19 protein-coding genes are annotated in these 17627 nt (G+C 58.2%); 4 read left to right on the top strand and 15 right to left on the bottom strand.

What is annotated here, in order from left to right; translation table 11 throughout:
* Nucleotides 1-19: 19 nt before the first annotated feature.
* From ACMX25_RS18785 to ACMX25_RS18770, 4 genes are read right to left on the bottom strand one after another with little or no spacing between them, the layout of a single operon-like run.
* Nucleotides 20-1021, bottom strand: coding sequence for an ABC transporter substrate-binding protein (locus ACMX25_RS18785; protein ID WP_414951565.1), 1002 nt, complete (start codon nucleotides 1019-1021; stop codon nucleotides 20-22).
* Nucleotides 1022-1041: 20 nt separating this feature from the next.
* Nucleotides 1042-1815: an ABC transporter permease gene (locus ACMX25_RS18780; RefSeq protein WP_414951563.1), complete on the bottom strand. Its 774-nt coding sequence runs from the start codon at nucleotides 1813-1815 to the stop codon at nucleotides 1042-1044.
* Nucleotides 1816-1818: 3 nt separating this feature from the next.
* A complete protein-coding gene (locus ACMX25_RS18775; RefSeq protein ID WP_414951562.1) occupies nucleotides 1819-2571 on the bottom strand; it encodes an ABC transporter ATP-binding protein in 753 nt (250 codons plus the stop codon).
* Entirely contained in the window at nucleotides 2568-3320 is a 753-nt protein-coding gene (locus tag ACMX25_RS18770) for a GntR family transcriptional regulator (RefSeq protein WP_414951561.1), read from the bottom strand. The genes ACMX25_RS18775 and ACMX25_RS18770 overlap by 4 nt, the downstream gene beginning before the upstream one ends.
* 411 nt (nucleotides 3321-3731) lie before the next feature.
* Here ACMX25_RS18770 and ACMX25_RS18765 point away from each other — a divergent pair, with 411 nt between their 5' ends.
* On the top strand, nucleotides 3732-4052 hold the full coding sequence (locus ACMX25_RS18765; RefSeq protein ID WP_414951560.1) for a DUF4148 domain-containing protein: 321 nt from the start codon (nucleotides 3732-3734) through the stop codon (nucleotides 4050-4052).
* Between the two features lie 236 nt (nucleotides 4053-4288).
* On the opposite strand, the gene ACMX25_RS18760 is transcribed toward ACMX25_RS18765, so the two are convergent.
* The 3 genes from ACMX25_RS18760 to ACMX25_RS18750 all read right to left on the bottom strand — a co-directional run bounded on the left by ACMX25_RS18760 (nucleotide 4289) and on the right by ACMX25_RS18750 (nucleotide 6973).
* On the bottom strand, nucleotides 4289-4969 hold the full coding sequence (locus ACMX25_RS18760; RefSeq protein ID WP_414951559.1) for a GntR family transcriptional regulator: 681 nt from the start codon (nucleotides 4967-4969) through the stop codon (nucleotides 4289-4291).
* Nucleotides 4970-5248: 279 nt separating this feature from the next.
* Complete coding sequence (locus ACMX25_RS18755) at nucleotides 5249-5479, bottom strand: hypothetical protein (RefSeq protein WP_414951558.1); 231 nt, start codon at nucleotides 5477-5479, stop codon at nucleotides 5249-5251.
* A gap of 141 nt (nucleotides 5480-5620) precedes the next feature.
* Entirely contained in the window at nucleotides 5621-6973 is a 1353-nt protein-coding gene (locus tag ACMX25_RS18750) for a replication protein O (protein ID WP_414951557.1), read from the bottom strand.
* Here ACMX25_RS18750 and ACMX25_RS18745 point away from each other — a divergent pair.
* Complete coding sequence (locus ACMX25_RS18745; protein WP_414951556.1) at nucleotides 6972-7196, top strand: hypothetical protein; 225 nt, start codon at nucleotides 6972-6974, stop codon at nucleotides 7194-7196. The genes ACMX25_RS18750 and ACMX25_RS18745 overlap by 2 nt on opposite strands.
* Before the next feature lie 115 nt (nucleotides 7197-7311).
* Here ACMX25_RS18745 and ACMX25_RS18740 read toward each other — a convergent pair whose 3' ends face one another.
* From ACMX25_RS18740 to ACMX25_RS18725, 4 genes are all read right to left on the bottom strand, one after another.
* A complete protein-coding gene (locus ACMX25_RS18740; protein WP_414951555.1) occupies nucleotides 7312-8274 on the bottom strand; it encodes a ParB/RepB/Spo0J family partition protein in 963 nt (320 codons plus the stop codon).
* A gap of 2 nt (nucleotides 8275-8276) precedes the next feature.
* Nucleotides 8277-9473 carry a ParA family protein gene (locus ACMX25_RS18735; RefSeq protein ID WP_414951554.1) on the bottom strand — a complete coding sequence of 399 codons (1197 nt, stop codon included), beginning with the start codon at nucleotides 9471-9473 and terminating at the stop codon, nucleotides 8277-8279.
* Between the two features lie 247 nt (nucleotides 9474-9720).
* A complete protein-coding gene (locus ACMX25_RS18730; RefSeq protein WP_414951552.1) occupies nucleotides 9721-11667 on the bottom strand; it encodes a phage integrase family protein in 1947 nt (648 codons plus the stop codon).
* Nucleotides 11668-11916: 249 nt separating this feature from the next.
* The gene (locus ACMX25_RS18725) at nucleotides 11917-12771 is read right to left on the bottom strand and encodes an SDR family oxidoreductase (protein ID WP_414951551.1); all 855 of its coding nucleotides are present in this window, start codon (nucleotides 12769-12771) and stop codon (nucleotides 11917-11919) included.
* A gap of 88 nt (nucleotides 12772-12859) precedes the next feature.
* On the opposite strand from ACMX25_RS18725, the gene ACMX25_RS18720 reads away from it, so the two are divergent.
* Nucleotides 12860-13261, top strand: a complete 402-nt coding sequence (locus ACMX25_RS18720; RefSeq protein ID WP_414951550.1) for a winged helix-turn-helix transcriptional regulator — start codon at nucleotides 12860-12862, stop codon at nucleotides 13259-13261.
* Between the two features lie 85 nt (nucleotides 13262-13346).
* Here the strand turns inward: ACMX25_RS18720 and ACMX25_RS18715 are convergent, their stop codons facing one another.
* A complete protein-coding gene (locus ACMX25_RS18715; RefSeq protein WP_414951548.1) occupies nucleotides 13347-14294 on the bottom strand; it encodes an aromatic alcohol reductase in 948 nt (315 codons plus the stop codon).
* Between the two features lie 258 nt (nucleotides 14295-14552).
* Between ACMX25_RS18715 and ACMX25_RS18710 the strand changes: the two genes are divergently transcribed.
* Complete coding sequence (locus ACMX25_RS18710; RefSeq protein WP_414951547.1) at nucleotides 14553-15458, top strand: LysR family transcriptional regulator; 906 nt, start codon at nucleotides 14553-14555, stop codon at nucleotides 15456-15458.
* A gap of 7 nt (nucleotides 15459-15465) precedes the next feature.
* Here the strand turns inward: ACMX25_RS18710 and ACMX25_RS18705 are convergent, their stop codons facing one another.
* From ACMX25_RS18705 to ACMX25_RS18695, 3 genes are read right to left on the bottom strand one after another with little or no spacing between them, the layout of a single operon-like run.
* Nucleotides 15466-16275, bottom strand: a complete 810-nt coding sequence (locus ACMX25_RS18705; protein ID WP_414951546.1) for a prolipoprotein diacylglyceryl transferase family protein — start codon at nucleotides 16273-16275, stop codon at nucleotides 15466-15468.
* A gap of 12 nt (nucleotides 16276-16287) precedes the next feature.
* Nucleotides 16288-16779 (bottom strand): DsrE family protein, encoded by a 492-nt coding sequence (locus ACMX25_RS18700; protein WP_414951545.1) that lies wholly within the window; start codon nucleotides 16777-16779, stop codon nucleotides 16288-16290.
* 55 nt (nucleotides 16780-16834) lie between these two features.
* On the bottom strand, nucleotides 16835-17626 hold the full coding sequence (locus ACMX25_RS18695) for a sulfite exporter TauE/SafE family protein (RefSeq protein WP_414951544.1): 792 nt from the start codon (nucleotides 17624-17626) through the stop codon (nucleotides 16835-16837).
* Between the last annotated feature and the right edge of the window lies 1 nt (nucleotide 17627).

The following is a 17627-nucleotide window of genomic DNA, read 5'->3' as shown; positions in this document are numbered from 1 at the left end:
GTCACGGTGTCTGCTCCTGTTATTGGATTGATTTCGACGCGGCATAGGGGCCGGTATCGAAGAGATCGGTGGGCAGCGTGCCTTTGATCACACCGCCGTCCACGAATATCTGGTGCTCGCGCTTGAGCGTCTCGAGGTCAATTGGATCGAAGGTCACGCGATTGATGTCCGACCATCGCGAGGCATACGCTTGCGCGTCTTCGGCGGGAAGATTCGCGCTCTTCTGCAAGATTGCGGCTACATCGTTCTGATGCGTTGCGCCCCACTGCAGCGCCGTGCGCATGCCCGCGATCAACTTCGCCACGTCTTGCGGATGCTGGGCGAGGTAGTCCGCACGGATCGCGCTCACGCCTATGTAAGGCGTTGCATCGGACTTCGTCAGCTTCTTCCATTCACTGCCAAAACTGCCGAGCCGCTTGATCTTCAATTCCTTCAGTTGTGCGATGGTTACCGATCTCAACGCGGCAGCATCGACCTGCTTTTGGACCAGGAACTGCGCGAGCCGCGCTTCGTTTCCTGGGACGATGGAAAAGTCGTTGGCCTTGATGCCGTCATTGCCCTGCAGCACCGCGGTGGCGATTGCCGCAACCGAACTGCCCGGCGGCGACATACCGACTTTCTTGCCACGGAGGTCGGCAAGCGACTTGATCGGCGAGTCCTCCGGCGCAATGAATTCGACATCGGCCGGTTGAGTCGCAAGCACGATCTTCAACGGCACGCCCTCGGCGGCCGTGCTGAAAACAGCGGCTGCGGGCGCCGCGAATGCGAAGTCGATCGCGTTGGCGGCCAGCGCGCGATTCGGCGCGTTGACGTCGGAGAAACGAACGAAGGTGACGTCGAGGCCGCGCTGCTGCAGAAATTTTTGCGCCTCGAGCACCGCGCCGAAACCCAGGCTCACGCCGCTCGTCCAATAGCCGATGCGCATGGGTTCAGCGTGCGCCGTCTGCAAGTCGCCGAGCATCGCGGCCGTCGCAACGGCAGCTGCCGCCGCGCCTCGCCTGAAGAATGAAATGCGTTTCATGTTCCTTGTTCCCCGTTATATCAGTGGGTCTTTTTCCATCGAAACAGGCGGCGCTCGAGTGGCTTCAACACACCCGCTTCGAGCAACAGCATCAGGACAACGAGCGTGACGGTCCACGCGAAAACCTGATCGGTTTGCACGAGATCGGCCGCCTGCCGCAAGCGGTAACCAATGCCATTCGATGACCCGATCGTCTCCGCCACCAGCGACACGCGCCAGCCGAAACCGAACGCGAGCCGCGCGCCGGCGAAGAAATGCGGCAGGATGGTAGGCATGAAAATCTTGCGCATGATCTGCGTTCGCGACATGCGAAAACTGCGCGCGAGCTCGACGTGATTCCTGTCCACGGTCAGCGCGCCTTGCCATACATTCGTCAGGATCAGCGGCATTGCCGTCATGAACACGACGAAGATGGTGGTCGCGTTCGAAATGCCAAACCAGATGATGGCGAACACCGCCCAGATCGCCGACGACACGGTGTTCACAATCGATAGCAGCGGCTCGAAGAAATTCGCCACGCGCGGGCTGGAACCAAGCGCAATGCCAAGCGGCGCACCGACCGCAGCGGCGAGTAGAAATCCAGCCACCACGCGATACAGCGTGATGCCGAGATCATCGAAGAACGTGCCGCTTTCTACGAGACCGACAAATGCGTGCGCCACTCTCAGCGGCCCGGGTAATACGAACTGCGGCATGCGCAGCGATACGAGCCACCATGCCGCGAGCAGCAGGACAACGAGGACCACGCGTTGTGCAACGGTTGAAACGAACGAACTACGCGGAACAGTGGACATGGGTCAGATCAGGAGACGCAATTGGCGGATCGCCTCGGCCACGGTGGGATCGGTGGCGGTACGCGGGCGCGGCAGGTTGACATCGACAATCTCGCGCACGCGGCCAGGACGCGGCGCAAGCACCACGACTCGATCCGCAAGCACAATCGCTTCCTCCACGTCGTGAGTCACGAACAGCACGGTCATGCGCTGCGTGGCATGAATGCGCAGCAGTTCGTCGTGCATTTGTGAGCGCATCTGCGGATCAAGCTTTGAGAACGGTTCGTCCATCAAAAGGATGCGGGGCCCGGTGACAAGGCTCCGTGCAAGCGCAACGCGGCTGCGCATGCCGCCCGATAACTGGTGCGGGTGGGAATCGGCGAAACCTTGGAGTCCTACCAAATCAAGAACCGCGTTTGCGCGCGTGTGGCGTTCGCGAGCTGGAATCGCGGGACGCGCCGCTTCAAGACCGAACTCCGCATTCGCACGTGCGGTGCGCCAGGGCAACAGCCGGTCTTCCTGGAACATATACGAGAGAGCATTGCGGTCCTTCGTCCCTTCGCTGCGATTGCCGTCGATCCAGAGTTCGCCTTCGCTCGCCTCAAGCAGTCCGGCAACCATATTGAGCAGCGTGCTCTTGCCGCATCCCGAGGTGCCGAGGAGCGCCACTATTTCGCCTTGCTCGACATCGAACGAAACGTGATCTATAACCTTTAGTGTTCCGAAGTTTTTCCCGACACAGCGCAATGAGATGGCCGCGGAAGTGGTGGCGCTCATCGGCGAAGCTCCGCCACTGTGTACAGCGGCAACGATGCCCCCGCGCTGGAAAGACTCGCGTAGACCTTCTCCATTGTCATGCTCTGGAATGTCTCTATATGTCGGCGCGCAATGGTCTCCGCGCGGCGTCCATCGCCTGCGATGAACGCATCGATCATTGCGTTGTGATCGTGCTTGATCTCGGGTTTAGTGCCCTGCACTCCAAAGCCAAGCGCGACGAGACGCGACATTTCATCGAGCAAGCTGGCGAGCGTTCTATGCAAGCGCTCGTTACCGCTGGCTGCGGCTATCGCCAGATGAAATTCGCGATTCGCGTCGAGGAAAACATCGATTTGTGCCGACAGCGCCCGCTCCGGATGCGGCACGCGGCATGCCGCTTCGAGACGCCGCAGCAATTCAACGTCCACACGCCCGCAGGCCAGCCGCGCTGCCAGTGGTTCGAGTTGTACCCGCAGCGCGAACACCTCTTCGACATCTTTCAATGTGATCGCTGCAATTCGATAACCCTGTCGCGGCAGAGAACGAACGAAGCCCTCATGTACGAGCCGCACGAGCGCGATACGGCAACTCGTTTTACCGATGTCGTACTCCGACATCAACTGGCTTTCAGTCACGGTCGACCCGGGCATGAGCTTGCACGAAAGCAGGTCGCGGCGTATGCGGTCATAGGCGTCATCGCCGCGCAACACCACGGGAGATGACGGCGTAAGCAAATCGGGCGTGGAGCTGGCGGGTTCGTCGTAGGTCATGACTGTTGGTTGTGAGCTGCTCACGACATGAATTTGATACGTTCAAGAAACTATCGTAGGCGTTTACGTCATTTTGCGAAAACAAGTTATTTAAATATGTAAGTCCTGTTAGGAGATATCGTGGGCGGCTCAGAGCATTTGTTCCTTTCGTGTACTGCATAGTCTGAGATTTACGCTACCTGCGCTTTCTTACAGGCTTCGCTCTTTTCGTACTGGTGGAAATTTTGACAATTATCTGCAATCCTAAGTATGTCATTTGTTGTCTCACTCGCAACGAAGCTGCGTCCAAATCGATGAGAATGATCGCATTGTTGTTTCCAGTAAATGAAATCGAGGGAAGAACTTAAGCGAGCGCTGACCTGGCCTGCAGTTTGCATGTATCCGCTTAGCAAACTTCATGGGAGTTCGATCATGTTCAAGACTTTTGTTCCTGCCGTTGTTATCGCCTCAGCACTCGCCGCTCCAGCGCTCGCCTTCGCTCAGGACAACACGCAAGTGACGCGTTCTCAGGTGAAAAGTGACCTTCAGCAGATGGAGCAGGCGGGGTATAACCCTGCGGCTGATCGTACGACTTATCCCAACCAGGCTCAGGCCGCCGAGCAGCGCGTGGAATCGGAGCGCGGCGTTGCCGCTACGTCGTATGGTCCTTCGATGAGCGGTACGTCAGATTCGGGCGTGCGCTCGTCGATTACCCCAACGGACGGAACGCATTCTATTTATTTCGGTCATTGAGCGGTGGCGAGTTTGAAACTGGTTTGATTGCCTTACGCACGAAAAGGCAGTTAGTGATGATTGGGTGGCTTCGACGCGCGATCAGTGGTATCAGTGGGTGATAGTCGCAACTCTGGAACGGAAGAGGCCGTTTCCAACTGTCGTTGGAAACGGCCTCTTTCATAACCTTGTTCAAAGTTGCGCGGCTTTTGCCATTTGGGAGCTGGCGATCGTCAGCTCCCTCTAACCTGTAACCTTTATTCTTGGCCTTCTGCCGTTTCATCAAGCATCCGCATTGCTGCTTTCTCCGCATTTGCCACATGTAGTCGCGCAGCTGCTGCGGCTCCTTCCGCGTCCCGCGCCTTCAACGCTTTGAATAGTTTGTCGATTTCACGAAGACTGGCTGGGAGGCGATCTGGGTGCATCAATGAGGTGGCGCGGAGCAGGTTGACCCGCGAGTATTGGCTCATCAATATCTCTTTCACCAGCGCGTTGCCGCAGTTATTGAGGAGGACATCGTAGAGTTCGGTCTTCGCCTTGAGCACGCCTGCTTGGTCGCCGGCCAGTGCTTGTGCTCGCAGGGCCTTCGCTTTTTCTCCGAATTCTGCGATGGCCGCTTCGTCTGCAATTCGAGCGAATTCTCCGGCGGCGAATCCTTCGAGCAAACCTCGGATTGCGTACAGCTCCGTGGCCTCCTGCTTGGACATAATAGCAACGACCGGCCCTTTATGCGGCACGCTACATACCAGCTTTTCGGCTTCAAGTCGGCGCAGCGCCTCCCGAACCGAGGTCCGGCTGACGCCCAGCGTCTCGCACAACTCGCGTTCGATCAGCCGCGCGCCGGGTGCGAAGCGCCCGGACGTGATGGCTTGTCGAAGCACATTCTCCACTTGATGACGCAGCGTTTCGGGCCGCACCAAACCCATTTCGGTTGTCATTATTGTATTCCCGTCTGACAAAGATCCCACCCGCATGATACTTGATGCGACGTGTTTGAATGAATGATCGTGACGTCGGCTTTTGGTGGGTTCAGCTGACATCCGTATCTTCGGGCAAAACTCCAATCAATTCCCGGATTTGTAGGCCCGTTCGCGCTTGTGTGTGCGGATGGCGGCTGGGCGTCCGACTCGTACTTCTCTTTTCTAGCGCGCTGTAGGTGGCCGGGGGACGCGTTTGAATGCGGATAGGGCCGGACGGCTGATAGCTGAGGTTGCACGTCACAGTCGAAGGATGCGTTTAGGATTGACCGTTAGTTGCGATTTTGCAAGTTTTATTCCGTTGACAATCACGACTCGTAGGTTTGGCATGGCATGTGCGCGCTGGTTTTGTTCCATCCATTTTTTGGAAATTCCGTAGCTTCGGAACATCCTCCCTTGCATGCCGGCTTGATGTTTAACCACGCCCGACGCGACTTGCATAAGCGCTCCGCCAATAATCACGAGGGACATGTGCAGCCTTCATCCGTGAAGTCTCATGCGGCTGCTGTTCCCGTTACACGCCGATGACGTTGATCGATCGATGCTCCTCGTGCAGTGATCGCGCAGAGCGTCCCAGACCATCACGCCGAGGAAACGAAAGGAAGCACGCCATTAACCAATCGCCTTCAGGCCTTGTCCTGAACTCACGTCAAGCTGCACGTCACGAGTGTCCAGGGAAACACCGGCACATGAGGCCCGAAGTATCTTCTTCATCTCACGCAGGCGATCGTTGATCGTCGATGTTCTAGCCCGCGGCGCCGCTTGTCCGCCCGGCATTGTGGCGTTTACCTGGAGCGGGTGATTCTGATTGTCGTCGCACTTCAATCGGAATGCGTTGATCTGATCGGGCGTCGCCCGGATGACTTCCCTTGCATTCAACGCAGCGACGAATGCCGCTGCCCACTGTCCGGTCGAGATGCGTGGCTTTGCTTCACGGTAGTCGTGGACGCTGATCGAATCCGCTGCGCTTGCGACCGTGATGAGGCGAGTGTTTGCCTTATCGATAAACACGTGGCCGCCGCACTGACGCACAGTGGCGTCGATATTCGCGGCTTGCGCGTTCTGCTCGGCCAGTCGTTCGGCAGCGAGTTGCTTGGCGCGAATCTGATGTCCAAAATCGACCGGTGAACGCAGCAGAGCGCGAAGATAGCTTATGGGGCGCTTTGCATTTCTCAGATGCTCCCAGGTCGCTTCGACCACGTCTGAAAGCAGCTTTGCCTGCGCTTTCGCTTCTCGCATGAGTTTAAAAATCAAAAATTGACGAAAACCCAAACTCAGCAAGCGCTGGAGATCCGCTGGGAGTTCTCCTGGTTGTCTCTTTTGATTCTTAGGGAATAGATCCTTATATATAGCTCCGTCTGCCACCGTGACACACGGCCGGCTAAACGAATGGCTGGATGCGCTGAGTGCCGTATCGTCCTGCGAAGACGGATCAGCTAGGCGTGCAGCTGATCCGTCAGGAAGCGAGGAAGGGGAAGATTGCGCCATGGACGGCTGAGACGCGGACGGCTGAGACACCGCTGGCGGAGACATATACCCCAGCACGATCGCGGACTTTTCCGTGAGGTGGAGATAGGCGCGCCCAAACAACCCTGCGGTTCCAAAGCGTTTCTGGGGCACACGTTCAATCAGACCGGCTACTTCGAGGTCATCCAGGCTTCGATAGAACGTGCGCATCGATTGCATGGCGCGTCCCGTCAAAAGCTCTCGGCGGGCGAATATGGCGGCGTACGGCCGATTGGCGTCAACCGTGCGTGCGAGTGCGGCCAACACAGCTCGGGCTCGAGCAGGGAGTGCCGGGAAGTTTGCCGCACGATAAGCGGCCCGAAATACAACCCAAGGGAGATTTGATTGACCGGCGAGAAATTCATCCAGCGCGGTTTGGTCGATGTCAACGGAGTCGTCGGAGGGTGGAAGAGGGTACAAGTCCCCCTCGCCAGCAACGGAAAGTTGCGCGATAAGCATGTCACACGTCCATTTCTTCAAAATGGAAGAGAAACGCTTGACTGCCGATCGCTATCCGCTACACTTCGAGGTGTTGGGCCTTTATCCGATTCCCGTCGGAGAAATGCAGCGGTGGGCAAGCGACAGCGAAGCCCGGTTACTCAAAAGCCTTCGGTTCCCGCCGAAGGCTTTTGTTTTTCCCGCAGTCGAATCAGTTCATGATCATTCGTGGCTCTTTGGTTAAGTCCATGATTTTTAACGGTTCCCTACTAGGGAAGTCGTGAGTTTTGATTCGCGACTTCCGGGTACTGGAGTGCTGTGCGCTAAGTCATTGATTTAAAGCAGTTCCCTACTAGGGATCACTGCTTTTCGAGTTCCGACTCGATAAACGCGTGAATTCGTTCGGCCCACTGCTCTGCTTCGTCAGCCGCTTTGCCTGAGAACGACACTCCAATCACTCCGTTTCGAGCCGAAATCTGGCAAACCTTCTTGGCTCCGCGTTTGATAATCAGAGGCTCGTGCTTCTCGCGCGGCGCTCGATCCGGCTTCGTCGAAGCAACCGCTTGCGCTTGGGTATATGTGTCGTCGGTTAAAAGTCGCTCGATAGCTGCTTTAACCTTGTCGACACGGCCCTCCGCCACTGCCTTCGCCATTTGCTCTGCAGCGTTACTTCCCAAACGCTCGGGACGAGTTGCCAGCAGTTCCTTGCATTCGTCCGGCAGCAAATCAAACTTCATGATCCGGCCGACATGCGAGTCACTGATACCTGCCGCTTTTGCCAAATCTTCCTTCGTGATTCCGGTGGAATCGTGAAGCGACTTGAAGCCCCAAAATTTCTCGAAGTCCGAGAGAGTAGGCGACAAGAGATTGGAAAAGAAGGCGGCGTACTCAACCATCGACGCATCGATGTCCAGCACAATGCCGTCAATCTCAGTGCGGCCCAATTCCCGATACACCGAAGCCCGGTTATGACCAGCCACGATGTCGTACTCGCCGTCGTGACGCTCGCGCACCGTTATAGGCTGCGCGAGGGGGTATGCCGACAGATTGGCTTTAAGCTCGGCGTATTCCGACGATGTAAGGCGTCGGCGACGACCCGGGATCTCGTGAAGTTTGTTCAGCGGGAGCTTGCCGGGCGCTCGCTGTTCCAGCGCCCGCTTCAGCTTGTCAATTTCAGCCTGCTGGCTGTGAACGCGCCCTTGAAGACCGATCAGTTGCCCGGGCGCAGTGCGCGGTGCGACCGGTTCCGAAGGTGCATCAATCCCGTCGTCATCGAGTCGAATTCCTGCCGCCTTCGCCTTTTGTTTCGCTGCTGTAGACATGCTTACTCCTTGTCCCAGAGGTAACAGACCTTGCTGTCGATCAGATCGACGACCTGGTCATACGGCACGCGAATTCGTCGAAGCGTCGCGGCATTGCCGTCATAGTTCGGGAAGTCGTACACCGTCGAAAAATCGTTCGTGGTCGTTCGGGCAAGGTCGGTTTCCGGGATTTCGACGGGCAAGACGCGCTCGCCGTAAGTCGTAATGACCCAGTCCCGCACGATGGACGCATTCGCCTTGTTCGGCATGCGCGTCACCAGGATGTCGATGAAATCGAACACTTTGGCTTCATCGGCCGATTCGCCGAACTGCTTCATGCCGGAGACCATGTCGGAGAAAAGCGACCAGAACTGGACCATCGACGCGAACGAGAGCGTGTCCGGCATCACCGGCACGATGACTCCATCGGCGGCAAAAAGCGCATTGATGGTCAAGTAACTCAGCGTGGGCGCGGTATCGATGATGATGTAGTCGTACTCGTGCTTGAGTTCCGCGAGCCCGTCGTTCAGCACGTTCCAGAACTTCGCGCTCGGCGACGCGTGAACGCGCGCCGGCAGCATGAATTCAGCGTTGAACAAATCCGTGGATGACGGGATCAGGTCAAGGTTTTCCCAATACGTCTGCATGGGCAAATGCTTCATATCGAAGGATTCGCCACTGACGTAAGCCTCAATCAAGGGCAAAATAGTCTGGTCGCCATTGATTTCCGCGTGCGGGTTGATCCCGTACAGCGTGGTCGCGCTGCCCTGCGGGTCCATATCTATATGGAGAACCTTGCGGCCGTGACGCAATGACAAACCCTGCGCCAGCACCATGGAGGTTGTGGTCTTGGTCACACCGCCTTTGAAGTTGCCGATCGCAATGACTTTGCCGTCTTTTCCCGCTGGACGTTGTCTTGGCTTACGTTCCGCCCGAACCCACTCGATGGTTTCGGCGAGCGTAAATTGTCGCGCGGCCCCCGGCTTTTCCTGGGTGCCTTGCGGCAGCTCTCCTTTCTTGATCAGATAGGAGAAGCGAGCTTTGTCGATGCCGCATAGTTCCTGCAGTTTGCCGCTCGGGAACACCGGGGCGACCTTCCGTGGGAACGGCTGGAGCATTTGAGTGCGAATTCGCTCGAGCATTTTCGCGGAGCGAGCCGCCAAATTGACGAGGTCGTCCGGCGTCACCTCGATAGGTGGCGTCGAAAGGTTAATATCCATGCGTTCTTCCCGGTGGCTCTGGTTCTACCAAAAACGTGGATTCTCCCTTAAAAGGTAGAACCGACGGTAAGCGAAGACTAAGAGGTATACGGAGTAAACGCAAGTAAACTTTGCCGAGCCCGAAAGCCGCAAAGGCACGTGGTTGTTAGGCCTAGGGGAGAAAGCTGAGAAAAGACTTGAGGCGAATCGAGGGTTTGGCGGCGCTTTTGGTCTGTAGATTCAAGCGCCGGCGAGGGATTTGTTGCTATCAGCGCGTCGGCGACATGCCGCTTTTACCGTTCGCAATCCCGCCCTGACGACGGGTTTTCACATACAAAAGCGTAGTGGACAGGCTAGCGTGGCCGAGCCGAATTTGGACTTCGCGGCAGTCCGTGCCGCGTTCTAGCGCGTGGTGCGAGTGAGTGTGGCGAACCCAATGCGTGCTCGCGTTGAAACAGCGACGTGAATCGAGCAGATTTTGCGGCGTTGAAAGAACAGCGACCCAGGAGAAAAGCCGGCGGAACACCTGTCCCATGCCGTCGGGCGTCAGCGAATTACCGGTGCGAAAGTGTGCAAGAAGAGGGGTGTCGGACGGACAGGCACTGGGGTCGACGGGCAAACCGCGGGCTCGCAGGCTCTCAAAAACCAATTCCATTACCGCTGATGAGACCGGAACAGTTCGAGCCGCACGGCCTTTTGCGGGCACTGTCAGTTGCCACGCGCTAGCCGATGCGCCGTCAGGCCAGGGCTCCAAGTCGTTCTCCAGCGTGGGTCGAATCAGGCGGCCGGTTGTTGCGTCCGCTAATTCCGCCCGCCGGAGCCCGGTCGAGTACGCGAGATTCAGCGCCAGATAATCACGCAAACCCCGTTGAGAGTACTGGTCGCGAGAGGCCGCCTGGACCACGCTCTGCCACTCCCCGTGGTTGAGAGAGCGCCCTGAAACGTCGATCCGCGCGCCGATTTCCACTGCCGCGACAGTCGAAAAAGGATTGCGCGCCCAATAGTTCTGCTCGACCAGCCACTGGCCCATCGCGTGAAGAATTGCCCGCGCGGTTTCCCGGCTGCGATTAGAAAGGGAGCCGATGAACGGTCGCCAATCGAGATGAGTCCGCTCGATTTTCGCCCGTCCGACCCAGCGTGCGGCTGGTTGCGGATCGGCCAGAAACGTCTCGATATACCCCGCGCAGTCGGCGTGATCCAGCGACGACAGCGCTTTCTTCTTCTCGTTGATTGCCCACAACAGCAGGCGCTCCGCCTCCCGGCGGTAGGCGCGAGCGGTGTGCGGACTGTGCTGCCGAGTGGCGAGCCACGTGTCGATTGCTTGCAAATCCGTGTCCAGCGGGCACGAAGAACGGTGGTTTTGCGCCCGGTTGGTGCCGGCAGAACCGTCCATTTCCGCGGGTACAGCCAGTGATTCGATCGGCACGATGCCATTCTCGCGCGGCCGGACGAGCGTCGGATCGCCCTGCAACAAGCGTCGGCGGGGAATGAGCGCGCGTCTGGACAGCGTGTGACGGAGTGAATCGGCGTGAAGAGCAAGCCAGTCAACAATCCGGCGAGCCGCCTTTGGCCCGACGCGCGCCACACTTGCATACCAACGGTGGCCGCGCGTCTCGATGAATCCGAGCAAATCGCCGAGCGTATGAATACCCGTGTGCTGAAGACGGCCGGCAATTGCTGGTTCGAGCCAGCTCGCGACCGGGTGGCCGGGCTGCGGAGCCTGGACCAGGCTGGCTTCCATGCGGGCGAGGGCGTCAATCTGGCGCCGGCGCAGGCGGGCATTGCGGGTCGTGCGTCTATCAATGCCCGGTGTGCTCTCCTGAGAAAACTCCGCCTGATACAGCTCCAGCAGCTCGGCTTCGCTATGAAAACCGTCAGGATCGACGGATTCCCGATAAGCCTCAAGCGATGGCATCTCGCTCGCCGCCAGCCGTTGTGTATCGGGAATGCTGCCTGGTCTCAGGCGCAGAAGATGCGTGGCTTCGACATCGCGGGTACGGCGGGCGGCACCTGACAGGGTGTCACGCAACAGGCCGATTAAACGACGAGTCGCCCGGAGGTCGGTGGTGGCATCGCCGTAAGTAGCGTGCAGTTGCTCGACCGAAACGCCATCCAGATAGCCGCGATAAAGCGCGAAATGCTCACGAGTAAGCCGCTTGATTGAGGCGCGGTTTTCGGCATTGCGAATGGATGACGATGGTAAAGCGGCTGGCATGAGTTATTTATGCTTTCGTTTCAATAGCTTGGAGCGAGGCTACCAGCGCAGAGGCTGTTTGACAACAAAAAACGCTACATCTGATAAGTATACGGCCGGGTGTGAGAGATGGGCATTCCTTGTCATGCTGGCCGGGTAGTAAAAGCTGAAAGGCAATGCAACGCCGCCGACACATTGAACCATCGGCGCGTGTCGGTTCCATTGACTATCCGACACGCGCCATCGCTACCAACTACAAGAGACTGGCGATCACGCCGCGAGCGCTTCGGCCACTACGGTAGCCAGCGGCGTCGTCGGCCGGCCGAGGAGTTGGCTCAACTGCCGACCATCGTCGAAGAGCGCGCCGTTCGATGTAGCCGCATCCGAGTCCGACAGCAGCGCAGCCATCACTTCCGGTAACCCGATACCGACCAGCGCCGCCTTATAGTCCGCCTCGGACAGATTCTGGTATTCGACCTTCTTGCCCGACTGCCGCGTTATTTCGGCTGCGAGCTCGGTGAGGGTGTAGGCGGAATCGCCGGCCAGTTCATAAACGCGCCCAGCCTGCGCATCACGAGTCATCGCGAGCGCTGCCGCTTCCGCATAGTCCGCCCGCGCGGCCGATGAAATCTTGCCGTCGCCCGCGCCGCCGAGGATCGCGCCGTGTTCGAGCGCAGCGGCGAGGCTTCGGAGGTAGTTCTCGGTGTACCAGCCGTTACGTAGCAAAACGAACGGTACGCCCGATGCGCGCAGTGCTTCTTCCGTCTCGCGATGTTCATCGGCTAATCCAAGCGGCGACGTATCGGCGCGCAGCACACCGGTGTACCCGATCAATCGCACGCCATTGCGCTTCGCGGCATCGATTGCCGCGCGATGCTGGACTGCGCGCCGGCCAATTTCACTCGATGAAATCAGCAACACTTTGTCCGCGCCCTTGAAGGCGGCGTCGAGCGTGGCGGGTTCGTTGTAGTCAGCGCGACGGACTTGGACGCCGAGCGCGGCGAGATCCGCCGCCTTCTCCGGACTGCGCACCGCCGCAACAATGTCACCTGCCGATTGGGTCTTCAACAACGCTTTGATAACGAGCCGGCCGAGTTGGCCGTTGGCTCCGGTAACGACGATCATGATCAAACTCCTGGAATAAATGGGACCGAAGCCGTACCGTATCGGATAAACTAACTTTTCGTAAGTACGTACGCGAAGGTAAGTATCCATGGATTCAAATGTTGATTTGGCTCAGGACGGTGTGCCGTTATCGGCGATGTTGCGTCGCGGCGAATTGCTGTCAGCGGACTGCCCGTCGCGGGAAGTGCTGAAGCACGTCACGAGCCGATGGGGTGTTCTCGTGTTGATGGTGCTGCTCGAGCAGACTTGCCGTTTCAGCGATCTGCGCCGGAAGGTCGATGGCGTGAGCGAAAAGATGCTCGCGCAGACGCTGCAGTGGCTGGCCGCCGATGGCTTCGTGATTCGCACTGTGTATGACGAAGTGCCGCCGCATGTTGACTATCGGCTGACGCCGCTGGGGGAGGAGGTCGCGCGCCAGGTGACGTCGTTGGCGGACTGGATCGAAATTAACCTGTCGCGCATCCTGAGTGCGCGGACGGTGGACGCGTAGCGGCCGTGAGGTTTTTCGTGCTGCCCAGACCCGATCCGCTGGCTCGTGCTTCAGCGGATCTAAGGCCCCGGCAGTACGGTTGAGCTTATGACTGACCGGCAACGCTTTCGCGCGCCACAAGATTAGCGCGCATCCAGTCTTCGAGCCCGCAAGCCGCAATGCCGCGTTGGGCATTGAACGTCTGCAACTTGTCCCACGCTACGCCTTTCCCTTCGGCGAATACCGCGCGATATTTCTTGATCGAATTCTCCGGATCATCGGCCAGTTCGCGTTTCAATTCCGGCACGCTCCACTCGGTGCGACGGACATTCAGGTCCAGTAGTTTATCGATTGAATCGGCGAGTTGACGGTAAGTCACGGTATCGCCCGCGATATACACAATCTGATTCACGATACGCGGCTCCGCGAACACAATCTCGGTGGTCAGCGCGCCAATGTCGCCGGCGGTTGTCACGGTCACGCCGTTGTCCCAGCTTCCCAACGCGTTCACGGTGTTTTGCGCGAGATCCACCACGCCGAACGACGGTTCGAAGAGAAAGCTGGTAAACATGCCCGTCGATACGATCACCCATTCCGTCTGATTCTGCGAGCGCAGCAGGTCGCGCACGTCGAGCTGCTCATCGAACAGATCCTGCGGACTGTCACGGCCGATAACGTCGTAGTCAACGCCAAATTGCCAAGGGAAATATCGCTTCACGCCCGCCTTCAGCGCTGCGCGGGCGAGCTTGCGCTGAACGCCGCTGCCGCCCACGAATCCCGTGCACGAGATGACCGTGTGGAAGCGTTCAAAAACCGCAGCCAGCGAGTCTTCCGATTGCGCCGCCAGATCACCGGCGACCAGTTCGATCCCAAGCGTCCGCAGCTCGGCAATGTCTGTTTGCTTGGCGAGATCCTGCGAATCGATGGTCGATGGGCGCAGCAAAACCGCGATTGAAATTCCTGTTGCCGGTGTAGCGCGGCGCGCGAGACTGCGCAACATGGCCATGCCGAGTTCGCCTGCACCCAGGACAAGAATAGAATTAGCATGCGACATACGAGTACCCTTTTTAGCTTGAGAGAAGTTGTCGGATGCGTGTTTACGCGACCCGTTATCACCGGTTCATTTCTCCGCAGTGGGTTTAAGGGGAGATCCTCCGGACACTCGAAAGTCTAGTGGCGCGGGTGCACGGCATTGTTCGCCGTCACTGAAATGAGAACGCGCGCACATCGAACGATGTCGAACGATTCAGTTTTCGAACTGCCTGTCACCGACGAAATAAACGACGCAATAGAACCGGACACGTGCCCGTTCATGGACAAACTTCAAGCGATGACAACCTTTGCCCGGGTCGTCGAAACGCAGAGCTTCAGCAAGGCGGCGCAGACCTTGTCAATGCCACGGTCATCGGTCACGACGGTCATCAAGAATCTCGAGAAGCATCTGGGTATGCCGCTGCTTCGGCGAAGTACACGGACTCTCAGCCTCACCGATGCAGGCGGGCGTTATTACGCGTCGTGCCGGGCGATCCTCTCGGACATAGCGCAGGCAGAGAGCGGCCTGTTAGCGGATGCGGCGACTCCACACGGGCGAATACGAGCGGGTATGCCGGGCGTATTAGGCCGCGCGATCGTGCTGCCGCGGCTGCGGGAATTCGAACAGCTTTTTCCCGGCATTGAACTAACGCTGGTTCTTAGCGATCGCCCGGTCGACCTGATTTACGATGGTATCGATTGCGTCATCCGCACTGGCGAACTGACGGACTCGACGTTGACCGCACGCAGGCTGGGCCAACTGAACTGGTTGACTTGCGCGGCGCCACGATATCTTAAGGAGTACGGTGAACCTGATACCGTCGAGTCGCTCAGCGATCATCGCGCGGTCAACTATATAGCGAACGCGACGGGCCGGCCGCTCGACTGGCGCTTCAAGGTGGACGGTGAGAATGTCACGGTCACCATGCCAAGCCGATTCGCCGTCAATGAGACAGAAGCGTATTTGCAATGCGGCCTGGAGGGACTGGGATTGATCCAGTTGTCGGAGTTTGTCGCGTCGCCGTATCTGGAAACCGGGCGCCTGAAAGAGGTTCTGGCAAGCGCGAGAAGTGCGCCGGTGCCCATTTCAATTGTTTATCCGAACGGGAGGAATGCGGGCGCGGCTATCAAGGCTTTCGTCGATTGGATCATCCGGATCTTTCCGCAAAGCGGCGTCAATGACTAAAACATCTTCAAGGCGAAGGATAAAACGTGTTGAGCGCCTGATTGAACGTTGCTTTGGAGAAGGGGCCGAGGTGTTTCGATAACAGCCGGCCGTTTGCATCGTAGAAAAGCGTGGTCGGAAAGCCGATAGCACCCACGGCTTTCGCCACTGCGTGCGCGGGATCAAGTAGGGAATTCTGGATATGCAGGTCATGAGACTCAAGATAACTATCCACATGACTCGCGGTTTCGCCCTGGTTGACAAACACGAGATTGACGCCGGGATGGTCAATTTGTGCGCGCGCGAGCACCGGCATTTCAGACTGGCATGGGCCGCACCATGACGCCCAGAGATTGACCACGGTCGGGCGGCCGTCGCCTGTGGTGAGCGCTTGTTGATCGCCGTCGCGATCCATCAACGCAATCGAAGGAATGGTCTCAGGTGTTCTATAAAAATCGATGGCAGCATTCGCGACGCCCCATACCAGCACGCCTGACGATACCGCGATGACCAGCGGTTTCCGCATCGACGGTAAACGAAAGAAGAACCGCGCAGCCACGCAAAGCCCGGCCAGGATCCCCGCGATAAAGTCGAACCCGAGATCGCGGATATCGAACATCTTCAGGAAGTTGTCCTGGAAGTCAGGGAAAAAGCGAATGACAAACGATAAACGCGCGACGAGCAATCCGACCCATACGCTGGTGAAAATTACCCGTTGAAGTTTCGGCTCGCCATGACTCGCGAACTGCGCAACAAGTAACGCTACTGCAATACTCAACAAGAAAATCAGCGGGTGCAGCGGTAACGCGACCGGACCTATATTCAATTTCAACCTCATGCTTCTTGCCATCTACAACGGCATCAAGCTATATCCATCTTTTTGCAAAAGGGTAATGGTCGTGAGCGCAGAAAGTGAGCGCGTCACGCCGGGAAGAAGGGCATCTTGCGGGAAACCATTGGCGATTAGCGCCTGCGCGCAAACCGATATTTCAACGCCTGCGGCTTGCAGCGCTCCGATGAGGCGCGCATTCGGATTTGGCCGTGAATGGGCGGCCTGGTATGGCGAGTCGTTCAAGACACTCGATGTCGCTTCGCCGTGGATAACCGCGACACAGTGAAGCCGATCCGGCGTCACCCCGGACATGCAGTACAAGTTCACGGCGCGCGCGACGCGCTCGAGTCCCGCATTAGGCGCCTCGGGCTTCTTGCCTGGCGCGCTGACCGAAAAAACGATCCGGTATGTCGCATTCGCGTCCGGCAGGTGAACCGCGCCGTCGATCCAATGCGCTTGTCCAAATTCCTCGATGACAGGACTTCCCGGAGCGAACTTAGCTTGCGTCATGACTTGCCTGCATCGATTAAGAGTTTGAGTTGATTCAGTGTCAGCGCTCCGAAAGTTATCGCGCCTGCCACGAGTGATAGAGCATATAGGTTGCGACCGAAATAATCATCGCGGCGAAAACGCGATTCAGCGCGCCACGCTTTCGTGCGAGGCGACAGGCCGCCTGAGTGCCCAATAACCCGCCAACCACGCCACCGCCGATAAATTCCGCCGCAACCAGCCAGTCGACTTGACCCGACAGCGAGTAGTTGATCGCTGTTGTCAAACCAAACGAGCCGACCGCGAATAGCGACGTGCCGATTGCATCGACGATCTGCATTCGACCGGCGAACATCAGGCCCGGGACGACCAGGAAACCTCCGCCGATCCCGAAAAATCCGGACAAGCTTCCTGCACCCAATCCCGTTCCGCATAACCGCGGATAAGGCGTCGGGTAAGCGCCGGCAACGGCCGTGGCCGAGGGGCGCGGCCGGAGCATGAGGAACGCGACGAAGCACATCAGGAACGCAAAATAAGTCAAAAGCCTCTGGCCGTCGACCAGTTTGCCGATGCTCGAACCCAGCATTGCGCCAAGCACGCCGCTCGCCGCGAACGCGAAGGCGGGTCCCCAACGGACATGCCCGGCGCGCGCGTGCGGAATCATGTTGATGTAGGCGCTGGCCGCGACCGCCAACGCCGCGGTCCCGATCGCGATGTGCGGGTTCTGGACACCGACTACGTAGAGGATCAGCGGCACGGCGAGGATCGAACCGCCCCCACCGACGAGGCCAAGCGAGAAGCTGACGAAACCGCCGCAGAGCACCGCTGCGATTGCTTGCGTCACGGCAGCGGAAGCATGAAGGGTCATC

This window comes from Caballeronia eucalypticola, assembly GCF_047608185.1.
Classification (GTDB): Bacteria; Pseudomonadota; Gammaproteobacteria; order Burkholderiales; family Burkholderiaceae; genus Caballeronia.
This window is presented reverse-complemented; position numbering and strand designations above follow the sequence as displayed.